Source organism: Paenibacillus vandeheii (assembly GCF_030433635.1).
GTDB lineage: Bacteria > Bacillota > Bacilli > Paenibacillales > Paenibacillaceae > Paenibacillus > Paenibacillus vandeheii.
Window position 1 is genome coordinate 299,488 of sequence record NZ_JAROCD010000008.1, and the last position, 18,433, is coordinate 317,920.

Consider the following 18,433-nt stretch of genomic DNA (forward strand, 5'->3'; position numbering starts at 1 on the left):
ATTTTATGTCAAGGGATAAAAACCTGTGATATTACACTTACAACAAGGCTTTTAGCAACTGATAAACCGCCATTTAGGGCGGATTTCAAGCGATTTTCTGGCAACTTTCTCGGATCAGGTCCTCTCCTTCGTTTTGTACAATTTTTCCCCTTTGATTCGATCAAGACAAATTGATAAATTAAAAATCAGTGTTGACATGAAGCCGAGGATAAGGCAGTTCGTTGTAACGTGTTGGTGAGATGACGTAGTGGAATTGTAGGTATGATCTAGGGAGAGTAAATTGATTTTCTATTATGAATTTTTCATATAATGAAATAATAATATAGTGTTTAAAGACAACGAGTTGACATTTGAAGCTGCATAAGTAAATTCCCCTTCATTCGTGCGGCAAAATCTGAAGGAAGAATACGCTCCAAGTGGACATAACCAGTGCATTTTGTTGTTGTGAATTTTTCATATAATGAAAATATAAGGTTGTTGCAAAGAAAAAAGCCGCCTCCGTGGCGACTTTGACAAAAACTCAAGCTATTTCCCAACCAAATGGATTAAGTTCGTCCAGTCCAATCCGCTCCCGCAATTTCTTTCCAGCGTTCCCTGATCTCATCATATAACTCCTTAGTCAGCGCACCTTTGGCGACAAGATCGGCATTTTGCTGCCAGCGGTTGGGCTTGGCTGTACCCACAATAGCCGTGTCTACACCGTCTGTACTGAGCGTAAAACGTAATGCCGTTTCAACTGCTGCTTGTGCATCTTCGCTCAGAAAATTATAGCCAAGTTCGTTTAAGCGTTTCCAGTATACAAATGCATATGCTTCTTCGGGAAGCGAGTCATACGTCCATGCCGCATTGGCAATAGGGCGTTTGGCAATGACACCCATATTTCTCTTTCTCGCCTCAGGCAACGTCAGATCAATGGCTTCCTGATCGGCAATGTTCAGCGATGTTTCCAAGCTGTCAAACACGCCTGTCTGTATCGCATAAAGAGCATCCGTCGTATCGCCGCTATATCCAATAAACCTTGTTTTCCCAGCCTCCTTGGCTTTCTGCAGCACTTCAATGACCGCTCCTTGCCGAAGTACTTCTTCGGAGCAACTATGAAGGTGAATCACATCAACGTATTCCGTTTTTAGTCTTCTAAGACTACGGTCAATCGTTTGCTCTAATACTTTGGCATCCCAATCGGGGCCTTCTACCCCAGCGGCGTGTCCACATTTGGTAAATAAATAATAATCGTCTCTGCGATGGGAGAGCACATCTCCGATTAACTCTTCGCTATCCCCATAACATTCAGCCGTATCAATGACGTTTAACCCTGCATCCAACGCACTGTTAAGCAATGTTTCTACATCTGCTTTGGATACGTTCTTGCCGATCTCAGCTCCACCAAACCCAAGTGTACTTACTTTCATGCCAGTGTTTCCGTAATTACGCAGTTCCATGGATAATCTCCTCCGAGCTTCGTGAATTGGGTACAGATAATGAAAGTATATATAGTACAAATCCCCTTCGGTATGTATTACCCTTATGCTGGATATTACACCCACTCTTTCAACTTACTTATTTCCTCGAACGCGGGATTGATCTGTTGAATCAGGTTACGAAAAACTGACTCGGGTTCCCCAGTTCCGGATGAAATTTCTCGCGAAAACGGCCTCCCGTATATTCCCCTATGATTTTTCGCCAGAATGCCTGTGCAATGACATTGTTGCGAACTTGAGTTACTTTCCACCTTCCCGGAAACCGTTCAAACAGCTCATACGCTGCCCGGGTACCCACTCCACTACGTCGGTATTTCTGCATTACAAAAAACTCCGTCAAATAGTAGTCATTATCTTTGCTGCCTGGTTCACAACGCTCTACCAATGCAAACCCAGCTGGCGCATCATCACTTGTAATCAAAAAAGGAAACTTGCGGTCTTCCTCTGACCAGAACGCGTCCAATCCAGGATATTCCGGAAAAATACCATTGCTATCCACGTCAATATTCAAATATTTGGTAAAATCATACAAATAAAATTGCATTAAATGCCGAATCACCTGACTGCGTTCCCGGGGAACCAGCTCTATTTTTATATTCATCCGGTTCACCTCCTCTGCTCTACTTATAATTCATACTTTAAAGCTTTACAGCCACAAGGGCAAGGAAGCATGAATCTGCATTATGCCTGTTCCGTGAACAGGCTGTTACGATATAAATATGGTACACTGAGATATAGCATATTTTAGAAAATATTTTAACATGGGGGTGCCGAACTTGACCAATGTGCAAAAAGAGATTGACCGACGAAAGCTGGATGACAAACTACCTTCCATGCCCTGGTTCGTTCAGCAATTCATTGACTATAAATTACCCGATTTATCTCCTTCTACTCTGCTTGAATATTTAAGAGATTATGAAGCCTTCTTTGGCTGGTTACGCGCAGAAGGATTATCCGTGGCCAGCTCCAACAAGGAAGTAACATTGACTGAGCTGGAAGTACTTCGAATGGAATCAGTGACGTCTTATCGTTTGTTTCTGACCACCAAGCGTGAAGGAGCGAACTCCAGAATTACGGTTTCCCGTAAGCTTTCTTCCCTTCGTTCCCTCTTTCATTATTTAAGTCAGATTGCGGAAGATGAAGATTTCTACCCACTGCTGAAACGAAACATTATGGCGAAGATTGAGATCAAACGTACTCATAAACCCAAAGATACAGCAGCCAAATTAAAGGGTAAGCTTCTGGAAGAAGAAGAGCTATTGGAGTTTATTGGATATATTCTTGAGGGATATGCCGTAGATATGGAAAAGAATAAACAGGCTCTTTACTCGCATGAGCTAAACAAAGAACGGGATGCCTGCATTGCCAGCCTTATTCTGAATTCGGGGCTGCGCGTGTCTGAAGTGGTGAACCTGAACGTAGATGATCTGGATCTGAATAATAAGCTGCTGTATGTATATCGTAAAGGTAATAATGATGAGACATTTAAAACGCCCGTGTATTTTAGAGAACAAGCCAAGGATGAGCTTGCAACCTATATCCATCTGCGCCAGTCACGTTACCGTACACCCAAACGGGAAAAAGGGTTGTTTATCGCTCTTCGCAATGGAGAATCCGAGGGAAGTCGAATGACCAAACGGGCAATACAGGCTATGATCATGAAGTATGCCAAGCAATTCGGCAAGCCGTACCTGACTGTGCATAAATTGCGCCATTCTTTTGCGACTGACTATTATTTGCAAAATGATATTTATAAAACGAAAGAACAGCTTGGACACGCCTCTACGGAAACGACTGAAATTTACGCGCATCTCACGGATAAAACGATGTCTGAAGCAATTGAACGTCGCACTGATGAGGGCATGTAACCTAATTTACTTTAACAGCTCAAGCATGGATTGGATTCCTTCCAAGGTAACTTAAAAAAGCGATTCTTCCAGGAAAATGTCCTGGCAAGGATCGCTTCTTTATTTTCATTCATTCGCAAAATAAAAGTAAATACTGTCGTTTTGTTTCGTTACATTCCAACTCTTTTGATTTTAGTTTACATAATATTTCATTCGTCACAATTTCCTTTTCTCTTCATCATGTTCAAGTGAGATCAGCCATCTTGCTACATGTTCTGTCTCATGAACAGAATGCCAAACGCAGTTCTCCTTTGGCCCCGTATATTCTATCTTGTCATGCGTTAGCCATGAGATGATCCCGATTACACCCTGTAACGTTTCGACCAGAGAGAGGTCTTTCTCTTCACGGACCATGACCAATTTGGGGTAAGGGGCTTGCTTGTATCCCTCAATAAGAATCCAGTCGTACGCTGACAGATAATTCAGCATATCTTCCAGCGGAGTCGCTCGTCGTTCAATCAGTGCTGTGCGTTTCTCCGACATGACAACGACAGCATCGGCCCCTGCCTGAGCAAAGCTATAGGAATCGGTTCCTTCGTGGTCCATCTCAAAATGATCATGACCATCATGTTTAATTACAGCTACACTTCGTCCAGTAGAGGTAAGGTCCCGGGTAAGTGCAGCAATTAAAGTGCTTTTGCCTGTGTTCTTATATCCAACAATCTGCATGATATACGGCTTGCTGCTTATTTCAATCATGTATGCCTACCTGACATGGCCTGTGGGAAGTCTGAGAATTCGAACCTGTTCACCAGCAGGAATCCCTTTTTTCTCGGGCGGAACAACGATCAGGCAATCACTATCTTTAATGGTAATCATGACACTGGATTCGTCCACACGCGAGGCAGAAGGTTTAGCATACACCATGCCGTTACGTATCTCTGTCCGTCCCCGGACAAATCGTGTGAAATTGTTGACCTTGGTGTAGTCATCATCCAATATGGCTATCCATTCCTCCAAATATGGATGAGCATCGGCCTGCATCGTACGAATCGATGGCCGAACAAACAACTCAAAGCCCACAAAACAAGCACCAGGATTGCCCGAAAGCGCAAAGAGCAGCTTGTCATTGACCACAGCAGCCGTTGTAACACTGCCGGGACGCATGGTTACTTTGTTAAACAACATCTCCATGTTCCCTTCCCGAACCAGGTCTCCCATAATATCATAATCTCCTACGGATACTCCGCCTGTTGTGACCACCATATCATTATGTTCAAGTGCTTCCGCAAGCTTCGTACGTGCAGTATGCACATCATCAGCGATTGAACCATACATAACTGGTTCACCCCCCGCTTCAACCACCAGAGAACGAAGCATATAACTGTTACTGTTCCGAATACGTCCTGGCTGCAAGGGCTCGTCCACTTCCAACAATTCTGTACCTGTTGCAAAAATGGCTACCTTCGGTCGTTTGTATACAGGCACTTGACCTACACCGAATGTTGCCAGCACGGATTGTTCACCTGCCTGAATGATCACTCCTGCTTCAAGCAGCAACTGTCCCTCAACAACTTCCAATCCTATTGGTGTAATATTGGCATCCGGCTGAATATGACGTTTTAGGGAAATCCATTGTTCCCCGTGCTCTTCTTTACTTTCAGTCATTTCCATCATAACAACAGCATCTGCACCTTCCGGTACCTGAGCTCCTGTCATAATCCGGGCAGCTGTACCGGATGTAATCCGTTGATCCGATGTATACCCGCATGGAATTTCATCAATGATACGAAGCCAAATCTGCTGCTCGCTGGATGCTCCAATCGTATCCGAGCTTAGAATTGCGAAGCCATCCATTCCGGAACGACGAAAGAATGGATAAGGATGGGGAGCATAAATCGACTCCGCAAGCGTTCGACCATGAGCTTGCTCAAGTGTTACCTTTTCTATTGAACCTGAACTGACATGAGCAGCAACTTTAGCCTGCGCATCCGGGACTTGTATAGCTGTGCGGTTAAATTTCGCATTTGTCATATCCGTTGAATGAGAATTTATTTTCAATGGTGTTCGAACCCCCTGGGACATTTGATCGTTTTAGAAAGTGTAGCCCGAAAGCCAGGTTGTGACAAGTACTCTCCCATTACGTTCCACATGAAAGACAAATCGACAGCCCATAATATGTACGAGAAAAGGAGCTGACCCTTTATGAACCAACGATGCGAATTATGTGGCAGGGAACCTGTCGAGACAACAATCCATCACCTGACACCCAAAGAAATGGGCGGAACGCACATGCCTACGGCTAATCTTTGTATCCCTTGCCATAAACAAATTCATTCTCTTTATACCAATCGCGATATAATAACCTACGGGTTAACTGACGTGCAGGCACTGAGGCAAGATGAGCGCATCGCTCCTTATATCCGCTGGATTCGCAAACAACCGGCTACAACCATACCTCGTGTGCGAAAGTCCCATCATGTCCGCAAATCGTAAAACAAAAAGAACAGCTGCCAAGGTAATATTGCAGTGGCAGAGCTCGCTCCACTTTACCTGTTCACTGTTCTTCTGCGAATAATTAATATTGCGGACCGCCACTTATGAGTAGTACTACCTACGCCTCATAATTCGGCCGCCCCCAACCCTCGTTTTGGGCTTTTTATAAGAGCTCTTCGGTGAATCAAACAATCCGCCAAGGCCACCACTGCTTTTATTGCGATCAATTGTGCCTTTGCTCTGCTCCTTATTTCGGCTGAATAATCCACCACCGGAGCCTACGCTCGAATCCTTGTCACTGCCTCGCCGGGTAATCGACCCTTTACGGTCAACTGTAATTGGTGGGGCAACCTTTTTATCGCTGCTCGTCGGTGTTCGATAGGAACCTGCACTCGGTTTGTACGTGTCCTTATTCGTATATCCGCGATACTTACCGGACCCGCTGCCCCCAAAAGAATCAAACAAGCTACCGATTAATGTTGCGGTTAAGTACCCTTGCAAAAAGAACGAATCATAATTCTGCCGAACATATTCCTTGGAATCCACCTCAACCAAGGTGTCTTCCGCTTTATTCGGGTCTTGCTGCAAATGATAATACTGGTCCTGATATACCAGGAACATCCGCTCTGTATTTTCCGCCGAGATCTGATCCGGCTTCCGCTGTTCAGATAATTCCTGCGCGACCTCTGGAACGGTACGATCGGCAGCTCGGTACACATAGGATGTCGTGTTACCACTGCCGCTGACCGACTCCAGCGGGTATGTGTCCTGAACGGAAGGTGCTCCGCACGCGGACAGCAGCGACATCACAAGGCTGAGGACCAGCATTAATTTTAATCCATGTGCCAAGCGCTTTTTCATTGGAACCTCTCCTAGCTCGAACGAATCACTTTGATATCCGCAGGAAGAATGGACTCACCCTCATACAGCGTAAATCTTCTGTCTTGCCACTCCACACGCAAAAGCATGTTATCATCAGACTGATATTGCCATACTAATTGTTCGCCAGCCTGACCATAGGGTGTCCTGCCAGTAGTGGTTACCATTCCTCCGTATTCTTCCTCCAGATGATACGCACGTCCATCCAGATCCAGCAACGTAGGCACCTCATCCGGTGCATCAAGACGACCATCAATTGGTGTATAGAGGGCATATCGGGTCATTTCCCGTTCTTCTATATGCAAATGTCGGATAGACGTACCATCCTGCAACGTGAGGACTGCCGCATTCCGTGCTCGATGATGTACCCGCCCAACCACTTCATAAGTAACCAGCGAAACCTCACAGATATCACCAGGTGCCAGCTGAAGCATTGTTTTCTCTGCCTGGGGCGGTTCAGGTTTGGCTAGTATTCCTTTAATCCGTTTCCACACACTCATGCCCATTACTCCTGTTCTTTATCTTATAAACAAGCTGCAATAATTAATGCGCCCACGATATGAAGTGCACCCGAGAACAAGCCATAACCTGTCTTGCCCTGCTGTATTCCCGTATCCAGATCCAGGTTCGCCCATTTCCGAATCATATAGTGAACCACACTCTCCAGAATAAGCAAAATAATAAATGAAACTACGGATACCAACAACGCTTCTCCAAGGTGACCCGCTGTCGAAATGGAGGTAGCAAGTACATAACCCTGAGCAAACAGCTTCATTACCATACGTGTCGTAACAGCCATATTGCCCGCCTTTACTTCGGCAAAATCCTTATACTTCGTGAACAACGAATCCACATACATCAAGACAAACAGCAAAACCGAACCCGATAACGTCCAGACCAGCATTGCCAAAATGTTCAAATCCATTACCATAGCCCCCACATATCAACATGAACCGCAATTAAAAGCGAAGGAGAAACGCTGGTCTCTCCTTCGCTGGTGCCCTGCTTACATACAAGGTTTAGTTCTTATTTTCGTATTGCTTCATCAACGCTGCCAGTTCATCCTCAACAGCCTGATCCTTGCCCAGCTTCTCAAACTCATCATCCAGCGATTTTCCTTTGGACGACATTTCATTGCTGGCTTCAGCCTGAGCTTCCATCTGCATCATTTTTTCTTCCATACGCTTCATGCCGGCACTAGCAGTATCTGAACCAAATCCGTTCAGTGCCTTGTTGATTTCGGTTTGAGCTTTTGCTGCATTGTAGCGCGCAACCAATGTTTCGCGTTTATTTTTCATCTGTGTCAATTGTTTGCGCATTTCGTCCAGCTTGCCACGAAGGTTATCGGCAGACGCTTTATTTTGATCATAGCTTGTTTTGTATTCAGCCATCTTTTCTTCAGCGACTTTTTTCTCTTCCAGTGCCCGACGGGCCAGATCCATATTCTGTGCACGCGCAGCTGTATGTGCTTGCTCTTCACGTTTCTTCACGAGAGCTTCCTGTTCTTCGAACAGTTGCTTGAATTTCTTCTCAATGGCAATCTGTGCGGCAACAGCTTTCTCCGCATCTTCCAGATCTTCCTGCATATCCCGGATATATTGATCTGTCATCTTGATTGGATCTTCTGCCTTGTCAATAATGGAATTAATGTTAGACATCGTTAAATCGCGCAATCGTTTGAAAATGGACATTATGGTATTCCTCCTAGTCGATAGTTCATCCTTGTATATAATCATACATACGTGGCAATGTTCTACTCGTTTCAATTTTAACAAAAAAAATCTTAAAAAACGATTTTAGCTACTTAGCCTACCTGTAGCTATTGGATCAGTGGACCGGTTTGGCTCAACAGCTCTTCATCCAGCAGCTTCTCTGCAGTCTGCACAATCTCATCAATCTGCATTCGCGTAATAGCATCAAAGTGAATGCCCATAATCACAGTCACGGTTACCTTTAAATGCAGAGAAGCTCTACGTGCAAGTCTCTCGCACAGCTCTTGTTCTTTATGCCCAGGGATATGCACCGTAGCCCCGTTCACCCGTTCCCGGTCCGGATAAAATGTTGCTACCGCCCCAATATGTGATCTTCCTCCAGTTACCATAAACACTTTGTCTTCCCCTGCCTCAATCACCTGTAAACGAACGGAATTTAAATCGTATGTATTCATCCTGCTCCACCTGTCCTTTTCTATATGTAATATATATGGTGGAATTATGGCTACAATTTAATGAATCAACAATGAAACATCTCACATCATGCATAAATACGGATCCCCCGGGCATACCAAAGAGAACGCAATTTGGGAAAAGGAGGCACTAACATGCGCATACGCCTCATCATGTTATCCATCATGGTCATTCTTCTGGGAGGAAGTTACGCCCCTGCTCAGATATGGGCATCTACAAGCCCGCAAACCGAACCTGCTTCGAAGTCTGATTCTTCCGAAGAGGAACAGCTGACACTGGGACAGCTCAGACAGAAATATGCGGATACGTTCAAAACCAACGGCCCTTCAACAAAAAAGGTCGCACTGACTTTTGATGATGTACCTGATCCGCGGTTCACCCCTCAAGTGCTGGATATTTTAAAAAAATACAAGGTACGGGCTACCTTTTTCATCGTGGGACATCGCGCTGAGAAACATCCGGATTTGGTGAAACGCATGGTGAAGGAAGGGCATATTGTTGGCAATCACAGCTACAATCACCCCCAGTTCAGTAAGCTATCCATGAATGCATTTCGCAAACAAATCTTACATACCGGGGATATTATTCGAAATCTGGTAGGTTACACACCCAAAATGATTCGTCCACCCTATGGCGACATTAACGAGCAGCAGCTGCAATGGGCGGCCAAACAACATTACAGCATTGTGAACTGGAACGTCGATTCCCTGGACTGGAAGGGCCTCTCCAAAAAGGAAGTCAAACAAAATATCCTGTCTGCCGTCAAACCTGGTTCCATTGTTCTGCAGCATGCAGGAGGCGGGGTCGGATCGATATTAAATGGTACTATTGAGGCACTGCCTGAAGTCATCGAGGAGCTGCGAAACCGCGGGTATGAGCTGGTAACTTTGGATGAACTGTTGGAACTGCCCAAGGGCAAGTAGGGTCATGATCACCGGAATCGGATATGCAAAAGGGTGTCCTTCAATCACAATATTTTGATTGAAGGACACCCTTTTCGGTTTAATGTAGGTTCAGTTGTAGTCTCACATGCTCATGTGCAGCTACTCTTTTGATTTTATTTCAAAATGTAAAGTTCAACATCCTGAATACCAAATGTGTTCACGGATTGCTTGCTGCCAGGAATAAAGATATCAATTTTATGGCCTTTGATGGCACCACCCACATCACGGGCTGTAGCAACAAATGCCTGTTTAGGTAGTCCTGGATGTGTATGACCCGTTACCAGTACTTTTGTACCCAGTGGAATGATACTAGGGTCTACTGCGATCGTGCCCAGTTCGAGCGGATTACCGAAGTAATCTACTGCACCCCATCCTCCATTTTCGGAAGCATCCGCGGAGTATGCTGTTGCTTTTACGTCAACAGTTTTGCTGTAATCAAACGTTTTCCCCCAGGCCTGTACCACCTTGCTATCCGAATTTACGTCAAGACTTGCGGCAGTCACCGTTTTGGCCTCTGTTTTTGCTGCTGCAGCAGAAGCTGTGTTCGTTGTGTTACCAGGGATCGTAATTTTCAATCCCCCATAAATGTTGTAGGCTGAAATGTCATTGTTAGCTTTAATAAGTGCGTTAAGTCCAACTCCATATTGTTTGGATAAGGTGTAGAAGGTATCCCCCTCTTTGGCCACATGAACTGAATCAGCATGAGCCGGAACGGCTTGAATGAGCATTGCTGCTGTCAGCAAAGCTGTTGCTGTTTTGGCTATACGTTTCTTGTTAATCATGGTCTTCCTCCCTCATTATGCCTGCGAAGTTAGTTGTCGGATTCGGATGGAGGAAACCACCCTATAGGTTCAATTACATGAATAATTTATGTAGCCCTAATTCACCCCAAGCCGTGTGCAAATGATTCTTCCCCAAGCACACTCTGCATCGTTACATCCCCCACACTCCCACCTCCGGAAGTTTCGGCAGGAACAAATATATCACAATTTTGTAACCAAGAGTCGTAGTAAATGTTACCATCTGGCTAAACCACTTCAACTTCTATGCTGAATTCAAGCGACTTTTTTCAATAAATTGTCTATTTGGACTTCAATCATTGATGACAGAAACGTTACTTTTTATGTAAATCTGTTCGTATCCTCACATAACAAAACATCCCTGCCGACTGGGCGTCGACAGGGATGTATGGAGCGGATGAAACTTTCACCCACTGGATAAATTTTTGTTTTGCATCTTGCTCATCATCCTTAAGAACTTAAGGATTTGGATGTATTAGAGCACTTTAGCGAGGAAGTCACGTGTACGTGCATGCTTGGGTTGACCAAACACTTCATCCGGCGTTCCTTCTTCTACAATAACCCCGCCATCCATAAACAGAATGCGGTCACCCACTTCGCGAGCAAAGCCCATCTCATGCGTTACAATGACCATGGTCATACCACCTTCAGCAAGGCGCTTCATGACATCCAGCACCTCACCGACCATTTCAGGGTCTAGTGCAGAAGTTGGCTCGTCAAACAGCATGACATGCGGCTGCATTGCGAGAGCTCTTGCAATGGCTATCCGTTGTTTCTGTCCACCGGACAGCTGGTTTGGATAGGCGTCTTTTTTGTCGGACAGGCCGACCGTCTTGAGCAAATCTGCGCAAATTTGTTCCGCTTCGTGTGCAGACTGTTTTTTCACTTTGATGGGAGCAATCGTAATGTTCTGCTGGACCGTTTTGTGCGGGAACAGATTGAAATGCTGGAATACCATCCCCATTTTTTCACGAGTCGCATTAATGTTATGTTTGGGATCCGTGATCGATACTCCCTCAAAATCAATCTCCCCGGAAGTTGGCTGCTCCAGTAGGTTCAGACAACGTAAGAAGGTACTTTTCCCCGATCCGGACGGACCGATGACCACGACAACCTCACCTTTGCCTATTGTTACGTTGATGCCCTTAAGCACATCGTTGCTTCCATATGATTTGTGTAATTGTCTAACGTCTATCACTTGCACTCAACTTCCTTTCCAGTCGACCCAGCAGCTTGGACAAAATGAACGTCAGCACAAAGTAAATGGCTGCTGCAATCAGGAATGGGTTCATTCCTTGGTACGTAATGTTTTTGACCACACTTGCCTGGTACATAATGTCCACCATACCGATAACCGAGATAATGGAGGATTCCTTGATAATTGTCACGAACTCATTACCAATCGCCGGCAGCACTGCTTTGAACGCTTGGGGAAGGATGATGAAGCGCATTGCGGCACCTCTTCCCATCCCCAGGGAACGAGCTGCTTCCAGTTGACCGCGATCCACCCCCTGGATACCTGCACGGAAAATCTCGGCAAGATAGGCACCACTATTAATGGAAAGGGTGATAATACCCGCCTGAAGCGGCGTAAAATTAATTCCAAGGGTCAAAGCAAGTCCATAATAGATAATCATTAACTGAACCAGCATAGGCGTACCACGAATAACCTCAACGTAAGCTGTTCCGAGCCAGCGCAGAATTGCGACGTCATGCAGACGGAACAGACAGATGATCAAACCAATAATGACCCCGAATATTACACCGAGAGCAGACAGTAAGAGCGTATAGCCCACACCTGTCGCATAGAAGCTTTTGTACTGCCAGAACACTTCAAAAATATTTTGGCTTTTATTCACCTTGTCTGCCATCAACTGGCTTGCTTCTGTAACCATCTGATCAATTTTATTTTCGCTTTTCAGACGTTCGAGCGTTCCGTTGACTGCATTCAGCAATTCCGTATTGCCCTTGCGAATCCCGATCGCCGCTTCGACCTGCTCTTCATCCGGGATCGCAGCAGATAGTCCAATAACATCATCCAGATAGCCGGCAGCTACTGTATCTTCGACGATCGCAGCATTCACACGATTGGTCTGTAATTGCAGTACGATATCAGATATTTTATCAAGTGCTGTCAATTTGGCGCCTGGGATTCCCTGACCAATCGTTTCCTGAATGGAACCTTTTTGGACTCCAATTTTTTCATTTTCCAGATCGGCCATGGTTGAATATTTGTCTTTATCCTCATTGCGAATCATGATAACTTGTTTCGATTTATAATAGGTATCGGAGAAGTCGATGCTTTTTTTACGCTCATCCGTTGGCGTCATTCCCGAGATGACCATATCTACACGACCACTCTGCAATGCAGGAAGAAGTCCGTCAAAACCCATATCCTCTATTACAAGTTCTGCCCCAAGATCGGCAGCAATTTCTTTGGCAATCGAAATATCAAAGCCGACAATTTGATCTTTACCATCAATGACTTTATGGAATTCATATGGTGCAAAATCGGCGCTTGTACCGAGCACCAGCTTTTTACTGCCTGAATCGCCTGTAGTTCCCGTTGCCGACGCAACCGGTGTAACCGTAGTGAGCAAAACCACAAGAGCTATCAGCATCATGGTGTAACGACTAATCAATTTCAACCCTGTTCTCCCCTTATAATACTTTGTATGCTTTCTGTTGTTGATGCCTGAGTCATTATAAAGTAGAATGCATGATTATGCAATGCATTTCGACATTATAAATCTTGACTAGTTTCTGAAAAATAACTGCATCTATGATATAATTATTAAATTATTTTCATTTTTGCTTAAGGAGTCCACCATGACACATACCAAAACTCAAATTCTAACTGTAATTGATCAATATGCTTCCCGTTTTAAGGAGATTTCATCATATATTGGTGCCAATCCCGAACTTGGTAATGAAGAATATCTCGCCTCTGCTCGGTTAAAGGAAGAACTTGCCTTCCATGGTTTTTCCGTAGAAGCTCCTGTTCTTGGCTTGCACACTGCATTTATTGGTACGTATGCTGCATCCAAGCCAGGTCCGACAATTGCCCTTCTCTGTGAGTATGATGCACTGCCTGAAATCGGTCATGCCTGTGGCCATCATCTAATCTGCATGATGAGCCTCGGAGCTGCGGTTGGTCTGAAGTCCATACTCGATGAAGTAGGCGGAACATTGAAAGTATTCGGTACACCAGCGGAAGAAACCCGGGGCGCCAAAGTGCCTATGGCTGAGGCAGGGTTATTTGATGACTGTGATGTTGCGCTTATGGCTCATCCTTATTATGCCTATGAGAAATCGGGCAGTTCCCTGGCTATTGATGCCGTACAATTTGAATTCCATGGGAAATCTTCACATGCTGCTGCAAGTCCACATGAAGGCATCAATGCACTGGATGCGGTCATCCAGACGTTTAATGGGATTAATGCATTCCGCCAACAAGTGAAGAGTACGGTTCGAATCCACGGGGTTATTAATAGCGGAGGACAGGCAGCCAACATCATTCCTGATTATGCTTCGGCCCAGTTCTATGTACGTGCTTCGACCAGAAAAGAATTAAATATCCTGACCCAACGTGTGATTCAGATTGCCGAAGGCTCTGCTCTCCAAACCGGGTGCCGGCTGGTTACATCCAATTACGAGACTTCCTATGATGAAATGGTTACAAATGAAACGTTATCTGCCGCTTTCAGTACTAATCTGCTAGAGCTCGGTATTTCTCAAGAGGAAATCGTAACGGGTAACGATCATGGTTCCATGGATATCGGCAACGTATCCTTGCGCTGTCCTGCAATTCACCCTTATATACGTGTTGTGGACGAAGTTCATACCCTCCATTCCATTGAATTCCGTGATTTGGCACTACAGGAACGGGCCTTGGATGGCATGATTCTTGGAGCCAAGGCAATTGCTGCAACTGCTTATGATGTTCTTACACAGCCTGAGCTGCTGCAAACCATTCAAACAGAGTTTAAACAAGCAAGTCGCTAAGTTTTTCGCAAACTGCTGTATATTAACCTAGGGTGTTCGAAGGACCTGCATTTCAGGTCTTAAGGAGCACCCTTTTTGTTTATAATAAACACGTATATACGGACACCAGCTGGAAATGCTGTGAAAAGAAAGCGTTGAAAAATGTTGAAATTTTTGCATTCCACGCTGTTTATATGGTTCAAATGCTGTCTAACTTGGTTATTTATAGCTATAACTTTATCTTAAAATCAGGAGGTGTTGTCATGCTGCTCGAAGCGATGTATCACGTTCCCCGCGATAAATGGGCTTATGCTTATAATCCCTCGACAATCCACCTGCGTGTACGAACGAAGAGAGACGATGTACAATATGTGACTGCACTGACTGGTGATAAATACGATTGGAATGGAACCTATAAGGAAATTCAATTGGAGAAAGCTGCTTCCGACAGTATGTTTGATTACTGGGAAACTGCAGTTAAGCCCAAATTCAAACGTCTGACTTACATCTTCCGCATTACCGCCGGTACCGAGAATATTTATCTCGCTGACAACGGAATTCATTATGCTCTCCCATATGCTACCGGAGGATATTATGAATTTTCCTACATTCATGAAATTGATGTATTTAAAGTGCCCGAATGGGCCAAGGGAGCCGTGTTCTATCAGATCATGACGGAAAGGTTTGCCAATGGCAATCCCGATCTGAACCCGGAAGGAACCCAGGAATGGGGTGGCCGACCTGAACTGGATAACTACTTCGGCGGAGACCTGCAAGGTGTGCTCAATCACTTGGACGATCTGACTAAACTAGGTGTCAATGCGATTTACTTCACCCCGCTATTTCAAGCAAACTCCTACCACAAATACGATACCATTGATTATAAAAAAGTAGACCCGCATTTCGGGGACAATGATATGCTCAAAAAAGTAGCGGAACAATGTCATCGCCGTGGAATCCGTGTCATGCTGGACGCGGTTTTTAACCACTGCAGCGAAGACTTCCCTCCTTTTCAGGATGTACTGAAGAACGGAAAAAACTCCAAATATGCAGACTGGTTTCATATCAATGAATATCCAGTGCAGATTAAAGATGGTATTCCTACCTACGATACATTTGGATTTTATGGCAATATGCCCAAGTTTAACACCGCCAACCCCGAGGTCAAAGCGTACCTGCTCGATGTCGCTGAATACTGGATCAAAGAAATTAAACTCGACGGCTGGCGTCTGGATGTAGCCAATGAAGTGGATAATCACTTCTGGCGCGATTTCCGCAAAGTGGTCAAAACCGCTAATCCGGAAGCCTACATTGTAGGCGAAGTATGGAGTGATTCCCTGACCTGGCTCATGGGGGATCAATTTGATTCCGTGATGAACTACCCTTTTGCCGACAAAGTACTGGAATTCTTCTGCGGTTCTATGGATGGTTATAACTTCGCGAACGAGATGGGATCACTCATTATGCGTTACCCGCAACAAACGAATGAAGTCATCTTTAACATGCTGTGCAGTCATGACACCCCACGTCTACTAACTCGGGCTGGAGAAGACAAACGTAGATTGAAATTGTCGGTTGTGTTTCTTTTCACCTATATTGGTACGCCCTGTATATTCTATGGGGATGAGGTGGGTCTACGTGGAGAAGGTGATCCGGATTGCCGCAAATGTATGCAGTGGGACCCTGCCAAGCAAGATCAGGAGCTTTATGACTTCTACCGCCTGATGATTGATTTACGGAAAAGTAATGAAGCGTTGCGCAAAGGTCGCTTTCGTTTCCTGAAGGCCGATCACAATGATCCATGCATCATTTACGAACGTATGGATGACACTCTCCACTTTACGGTGTGGATGAACAATACTCCGCAAGAGCGTACCCTGTCACATCCGATGGAAACCAAGGACTGGAAGGATGCATTAACTGAAGAGGCTGTTGTTCCGACCAATGGAATCATGAATATTAAACTTGATCCGTACGGATACCGCATTTTGTATAGACAATTGGAACCGAGCTGATCATATGTCTAAAACTCCTGAAATATTGAAAACAACCTTCAATGATCTTCGGATACTTCAGGAGTTTTCTGGCAAAGAACTGAACTTAGCTAGAACTTTGTCGTTTTCAAATCACCTTTTGCATCCACGGTTATTCTCCATCGCGTAGAATTCGCACCCATCATAACAATTTCATTGACGAGCTGATAAAACGTCCCGTTAGTATCCGTAACTAGATCAACCACTACGTTTCTCCCATTATTCGAAGAAGTTGCGCCAAAGAGATAACGTCCCGCCGCACTTGCGGTCACCATCAGTATGTTGTCTCTAATGAGGTTGCCTTCCACCGTGTTATTCGCAATGTCCAGATGCACCGCCCACCATGTCCCTTCATATTTCAAGCGATTTCCAATAATGATATTGTTGGAGCCTCGTAATTGAAGACACGTACCTTTTCCTGTTATTGAATTATGAGAAAATGTACAATCATTATGCAAACTCACCATTCGGTCAGGATTGGTCGTTTCAAAACCAGGCTCAATGATGTTGCTCGATGCAATCACTCCATTGGCAATATCCATGGCTATGCCCGCTTCGGCAATATAATTGCCTTTTACGATAATATGTCCATCCGCGACAATTCCCCAGTGTTTCCCTCTCGGAATGATGATGTTATCTGATATCATTCCGATGTCCATACCTTCTGCACCTGTACTCGTTTTTGCTTCAATGGCAGCAGTAGCATTTGGTCTGGAGATGGTATCAATCAGGTTGCCCTGGATTACAAACAGATGGTTGCTTACGTTATTTGGATTGTATATCGATGAGGAGAAAGACACGGAGATGACAGAGGTTATTTTGATATCATAGAAATAATTGGACGTCACAAACGCGCCTTCGAATCCGATAAGACCCACACCAAATGCTGTTCCAATCAGGCTATTGCCATGTATATGCAGGTTTTTGGCTCCCGTCTCTTCTCCCTCATTGTTACAGGTAATCCCACCTCCGACTGTAGGCATATTATTCGCCTGTTGTCCGCCTGCAAAAGCAGCATAATCTGGATCACTGGATAATACAGGAGTGTGCAGAAAGTTGTCAGTAATCGAAACATGCCATGTTCCCTTGACCAATATGCCATCCCCAAGATATCTGTAACAATCATTTTCACGGATTACCACAAAAACCAAATGACTTCGAACAGCGATCGGCTCTTCTCCCAAGTGATGCAGCTTGTTGTTTCGTATAACGACATTTCGTGCGGGATTGTCTTGACTGCTTGAACCATTGACTCCGATTCCATCTGTAAACTTGCTAATATCATTATGTTGCAATAGTACATTGCTCGAATTTTCGAGGTGTAGTCCTGTCTTGTTTTTACTCCAAGCTGCTTGAGTCGTACGTACCAAGGTTAAACCGTTTATCTCTACATGATTGCTACCTTCAATTCGGATTCCCTGATCCGAGACCTCCAATATTGCGCCTGGCAGTGCCTTAATGATGACGGATCGCCCACTAAACGTATAAAACCATCCCGTCTTGACGACTTTGTAGTGCCCTGGCGTAAATAATAAAACATCACCCTCCTGGGCCGAATCAAAAAAAGCCTTGATCTGGGCTGTCTGATCACTTCCATCTCCTGGAGCAAAATTCCTGACATCAATAAGGCTGCCTGTCAGCGTGGATTGTACAGCGGCGATATTGCCCATGATCTGACTAAACATATTATTCATTTTGACGGCATCATATCCGTCGGCACTGCTTAAAGCCTGCAAATTAGGATTGTAAGTAGAGGTAAAATTAATGTAATTGTTCATTTTTCGCC

18 protein-coding genes and 1 riboswitch are annotated in these 18,433 nt (G+C 44.8%); of the genes, 5 read left to right on the plus strand and 13 right to left on the minus strand.

Annotated features, from left to right (window positions below):
* Positions 1-545: 545 nt before the first annotated feature.
* Positions 546-1,439, minus strand: a complete 894-nt coding sequence (locus P5G61_RS17955; RefSeq protein WP_301247760.1) for an aldo/keto reductase — start codon at positions 1,437-1,439, stop codon at positions 546-548.
* Between the two features lie 151 nt (positions 1,440-1,590).
* Positions 1,591-2,079, minus strand: coding sequence for a GNAT family N-acetyltransferase (locus tag P5G61_RS17960; protein WP_301247761.1), 489 nt, complete (start codon positions 2,077-2,079; stop codon positions 1,591-1,593).
* A 160-nt stretch (positions 2,080-2,239) separates the two neighbouring features.
* On the opposite strand from P5G61_RS17960, the gene xerS reads away from it, so the two are divergent.
* On the plus strand, positions 2,240-3,346 hold the full coding sequence (gene xerS, locus P5G61_RS17965; RefSeq protein ID WP_079349200.1) for a tyrosine recombinase XerS: 1,107 nt from the start codon (positions 2,240-2,242) through the stop codon (positions 3,344-3,346).
* Positions 3,347-3,541: 195 nt separating this feature from the next.
* On the opposite strand, the gene mobB is transcribed toward xerS, so the two are convergent.
* The gene (mobB, locus tag P5G61_RS17970) at positions 3,542-4,084 is read right to left on the minus strand and encodes a molybdopterin-guanine dinucleotide biosynthesis protein B (RefSeq protein WP_301247762.1); all 543 of its coding nucleotides are present in this window, start codon (positions 4,082-4,084) and stop codon (positions 3,542-3,544) included.
* A gap of 6 nt (positions 4,085-4,090) precedes the next feature.
* Entirely contained in the window at positions 4,091-5,410 is a 1,320-nt protein-coding gene (locus tag P5G61_RS17975; protein ID WP_435874215.1) for a molybdopterin molybdotransferase MoeA, read from the minus strand.
* A gap of 120 nt (positions 5,411-5,530) precedes the next feature.
* Between P5G61_RS17975 and P5G61_RS17980 the strand changes: the two genes are divergently transcribed.
* On the plus strand, positions 5,531-5,821 hold the full coding sequence (locus P5G61_RS17980) for an HNH endonuclease (RefSeq protein ID WP_081718258.1): 291 nt from the start codon (positions 5,531-5,533) through the stop codon (positions 5,819-5,821).
* A gap of 114 nt (positions 5,822-5,935) precedes the next feature.
* Here the strand turns inward: P5G61_RS17980 and P5G61_RS17985 are convergent, their stop codons facing one another.
* The 5 genes from P5G61_RS17985 to lpdD all read right to left on the minus strand — a co-directional run bounded on the left by P5G61_RS17985 (position 5,936) and on the right by lpdD (position 8,867).
* Entirely contained in the window at positions 5,936-6,682 is a 747-nt protein-coding gene (locus P5G61_RS17985) for a DUF4247 domain-containing protein (RefSeq protein ID WP_301247763.1), read from the minus strand.
* 11 nt (positions 6,683-6,693) lie between these two features.
* The gene (locus P5G61_RS17990) at positions 6,694-7,200 is read right to left on the minus strand and encodes a DUF4178 domain-containing protein (protein WP_079349204.1); all 507 of its coding nucleotides are present in this window, start codon (positions 7,198-7,200) and stop codon (positions 6,694-6,696) included.
* Positions 7,201-7,223: 23 nt separating this feature from the next.
* Positions 7,224-7,625 carry a DUF350 domain-containing protein gene (locus tag P5G61_RS17995; RefSeq protein WP_301247764.1) on the minus strand — a complete coding sequence of 134 codons (402 nt, stop codon included), beginning with the start codon at positions 7,623-7,625 and terminating at the stop codon, positions 7,224-7,226.
* Between the two features lie 94 nt (positions 7,626-7,719).
* On the minus strand, positions 7,720-8,391 hold the full coding sequence (locus tag P5G61_RS18000; RefSeq protein ID WP_024634017.1) for a PspA/IM30 family protein: 672 nt from the start codon (positions 8,389-8,391) through the stop codon (positions 7,720-7,722).
* 128 nt (positions 8,392-8,519) lie between these two features.
* Complete coding sequence (gene lpdD, locus P5G61_RS18005) at positions 8,520-8,867, minus strand: prenylated flavin chaperone LpdD (RefSeq protein ID WP_079349206.1); 348 nt, start codon at positions 8,865-8,867, stop codon at positions 8,520-8,522.
* Between the two features lie 153 nt (positions 8,868-9,020).
* On the opposite strand from lpdD, the gene P5G61_RS18010 reads away from it, so the two are divergent.
* Positions 9,021-9,809 carry a polysaccharide deacetylase family protein gene (locus P5G61_RS18010; protein ID WP_024634015.1) on the plus strand — a complete coding sequence of 263 codons (789 nt, stop codon included), beginning with the start codon at positions 9,021-9,023 and terminating at the stop codon, positions 9,807-9,809.
* Between the two features lie 134 nt (positions 9,810-9,943).
* On the opposite strand, the gene P5G61_RS18015 is transcribed toward P5G61_RS18010, so the two are convergent.
* From P5G61_RS18015 to P5G61_RS18025, 3 genes are all read right to left on the minus strand, one after another.
* Positions 9,944-10,612 (minus strand): 3D domain-containing protein, encoded by a 669-nt coding sequence (locus tag P5G61_RS18015; RefSeq protein WP_079349208.1) that lies wholly within the window; start codon positions 10,610-10,612, stop codon positions 9,944-9,946.
* Positions 10,613-10,614: 2 nt separating this feature from the next.
* Positions 10,615-10,811, minus strand: a riboswitch (cyclic di-AMP (ydaO/yuaA leader).
* 294 nt (positions 10,812-11,105) lie between these two features.
* A complete protein-coding gene (locus P5G61_RS18020) occupies positions 11,106-11,828 on the minus strand; it encodes an amino acid ABC transporter ATP-binding protein (RefSeq protein WP_301247765.1) in 723 nt (240 codons plus the stop codon).
* Positions 11,815-13,278: an ABC transporter substrate-binding protein/permease gene (locus tag P5G61_RS18025; RefSeq protein ID WP_301247766.1), complete on the minus strand. Its 1,464-nt coding sequence runs from the start codon at positions 13,276-13,278 to the stop codon at positions 11,815-11,817. The genes P5G61_RS18020 and P5G61_RS18025 overlap by 14 nt, the downstream gene beginning before the upstream one ends.
* Positions 13,279-13,459: 181 nt before the next feature.
* Here P5G61_RS18025 and P5G61_RS18030 point away from each other — a divergent pair, with 181 nt between their 5' ends.
* Together P5G61_RS18030 and P5G61_RS18035 are read left to right on the plus strand one after the other, a co-directional pair.
* On the plus strand, positions 13,460-14,635 hold the full coding sequence (locus P5G61_RS18030; RefSeq protein ID WP_301247767.1) for a M20 family metallopeptidase: 1,176 nt from the start codon (positions 13,460-13,462) through the stop codon (positions 14,633-14,635).
* Positions 14,636-14,877: 242 nt separating this feature from the next.
* The gene (locus P5G61_RS18035) at positions 14,878-16,629 is read left to right on the plus strand and encodes an alpha-glycosidase (protein ID WP_301247768.1); all 1,752 of its coding nucleotides are present in this window, start codon (positions 14,878-14,880) and stop codon (positions 16,627-16,629) included.
* 89 nt (positions 16,630-16,718) lie between these two features.
* On the opposite strand, the gene P5G61_RS18040 is transcribed toward P5G61_RS18035, so the two are convergent.
* Positions 16,719-18,425: a right-handed parallel beta-helix repeat-containing protein gene (locus P5G61_RS18040; protein ID WP_301247769.1), complete on the minus strand. Its 1,707-nt coding sequence runs from the start codon at positions 18,423-18,425 to the stop codon at positions 16,719-16,721.
* Positions 18,426-18,433: the final 8 nt, after the last annotated feature.

What these genes read in the sequence shown, in the direction of transcription:
- P5G61_RS18035 (WP_301247768.1), top strand. Translation starts at nt 14,878, where the DNA reads ATGCTGCTCGAAGCGATGTATCACGTTCCCCGCGATAAATGGGCTTAT.
- P5G61_RS17955 (WP_301247760.1), bottom strand. Translation starts at nt 1,439, where the DNA reads ATGGAACTGCGTAATTACGGAAACACTGGCATGAAAGTAAGTACACTT.
- P5G61_RS18010 (WP_024634015.1), top strand. Translation starts at nt 9,021, where the DNA reads ATGCGCATACGCCTCATCATGTTATCCATCATGGTCATTCTTCTGGGA.
- P5G61_RS17960 (WP_301247761.1), bottom strand. Translation starts at nt 2,079, where the DNA reads ATGAATATAAAAATAGAGCTGGTTCCCCGGGAACGCAGTCAGGTGATT.
- xerS (WP_079349200.1), top strand. Translation starts at nt 2,240, where the DNA reads ATGGGGGTGCCGAACTTGACCAATGTGCAAAAAGAGATTGACCGACGA.
- P5G61_RS18000 (WP_024634017.1), bottom strand. Translation starts at nt 8,391, where the DNA reads ATGTCCATTTTCAAACGATTGCGCGATTTAACGATGTCTAACATTAAT.
- lpdD (WP_079349206.1), bottom strand. Translation starts at nt 8,867, where the DNA reads ATGAATACATACGATTTAAATTCCGTTCGTTTACAGGTGATTGAGGCA.
- P5G61_RS17985 (WP_301247763.1), bottom strand. Translation starts at nt 6,682, where the DNA reads ATGAAAAAGCGCTTGGCACATGGATTAAAATTAATGCTGGTCCTCAGC.
- P5G61_RS18030 (WP_301247767.1), top strand. Translation starts at nt 13,460, where the DNA reads ATGACACATACCAAAACTCAAATTCTAACTGTAATTGATCAATATGCT.
- P5G61_RS18040 (WP_301247769.1), bottom strand. Translation starts at nt 18,425, where the DNA reads ATGAACAATTACATTAATTTTACCTCTACTTACAATCCTAATTTGCAG.
- P5G61_RS17975 (WP_435874215.1), bottom strand. Translation starts at nt 5,410, where the DNA reads ATGTCCCAGGGGGTTCGAACACCATTGAAAATAAATTCTCATTCAACG.
- P5G61_RS18015 (WP_079349208.1), bottom strand. Translation starts at nt 10,612, where the DNA reads ATGATTAACAAGAAACGTATAGCCAAAACAGCAACAGCTTTGCTGACA.
- mobB (WP_301247762.1), bottom strand. Translation starts at nt 4,084, where the DNA reads ATGATTGAAATAAGCAGCAAGCCGTATATCATGCAGATTGTTGGATAT.
- P5G61_RS17995 (WP_301247764.1), bottom strand. Translation starts at nt 7,625, where the DNA reads ATGGATTTGAACATTTTGGCAATGCTGGTCTGGACGTTATCGGGTTCG.
- P5G61_RS17980 (WP_081718258.1), top strand. Translation starts at nt 5,531, where the DNA reads ATGAACCAACGATGCGAATTATGTGGCAGGGAACCTGTCGAGACAACA.
- P5G61_RS17990 (WP_079349204.1), bottom strand. Translation starts at nt 7,200, where the DNA reads ATGAGTGTGTGGAAACGGATTAAAGGAATACTAGCCAAACCTGAACCG.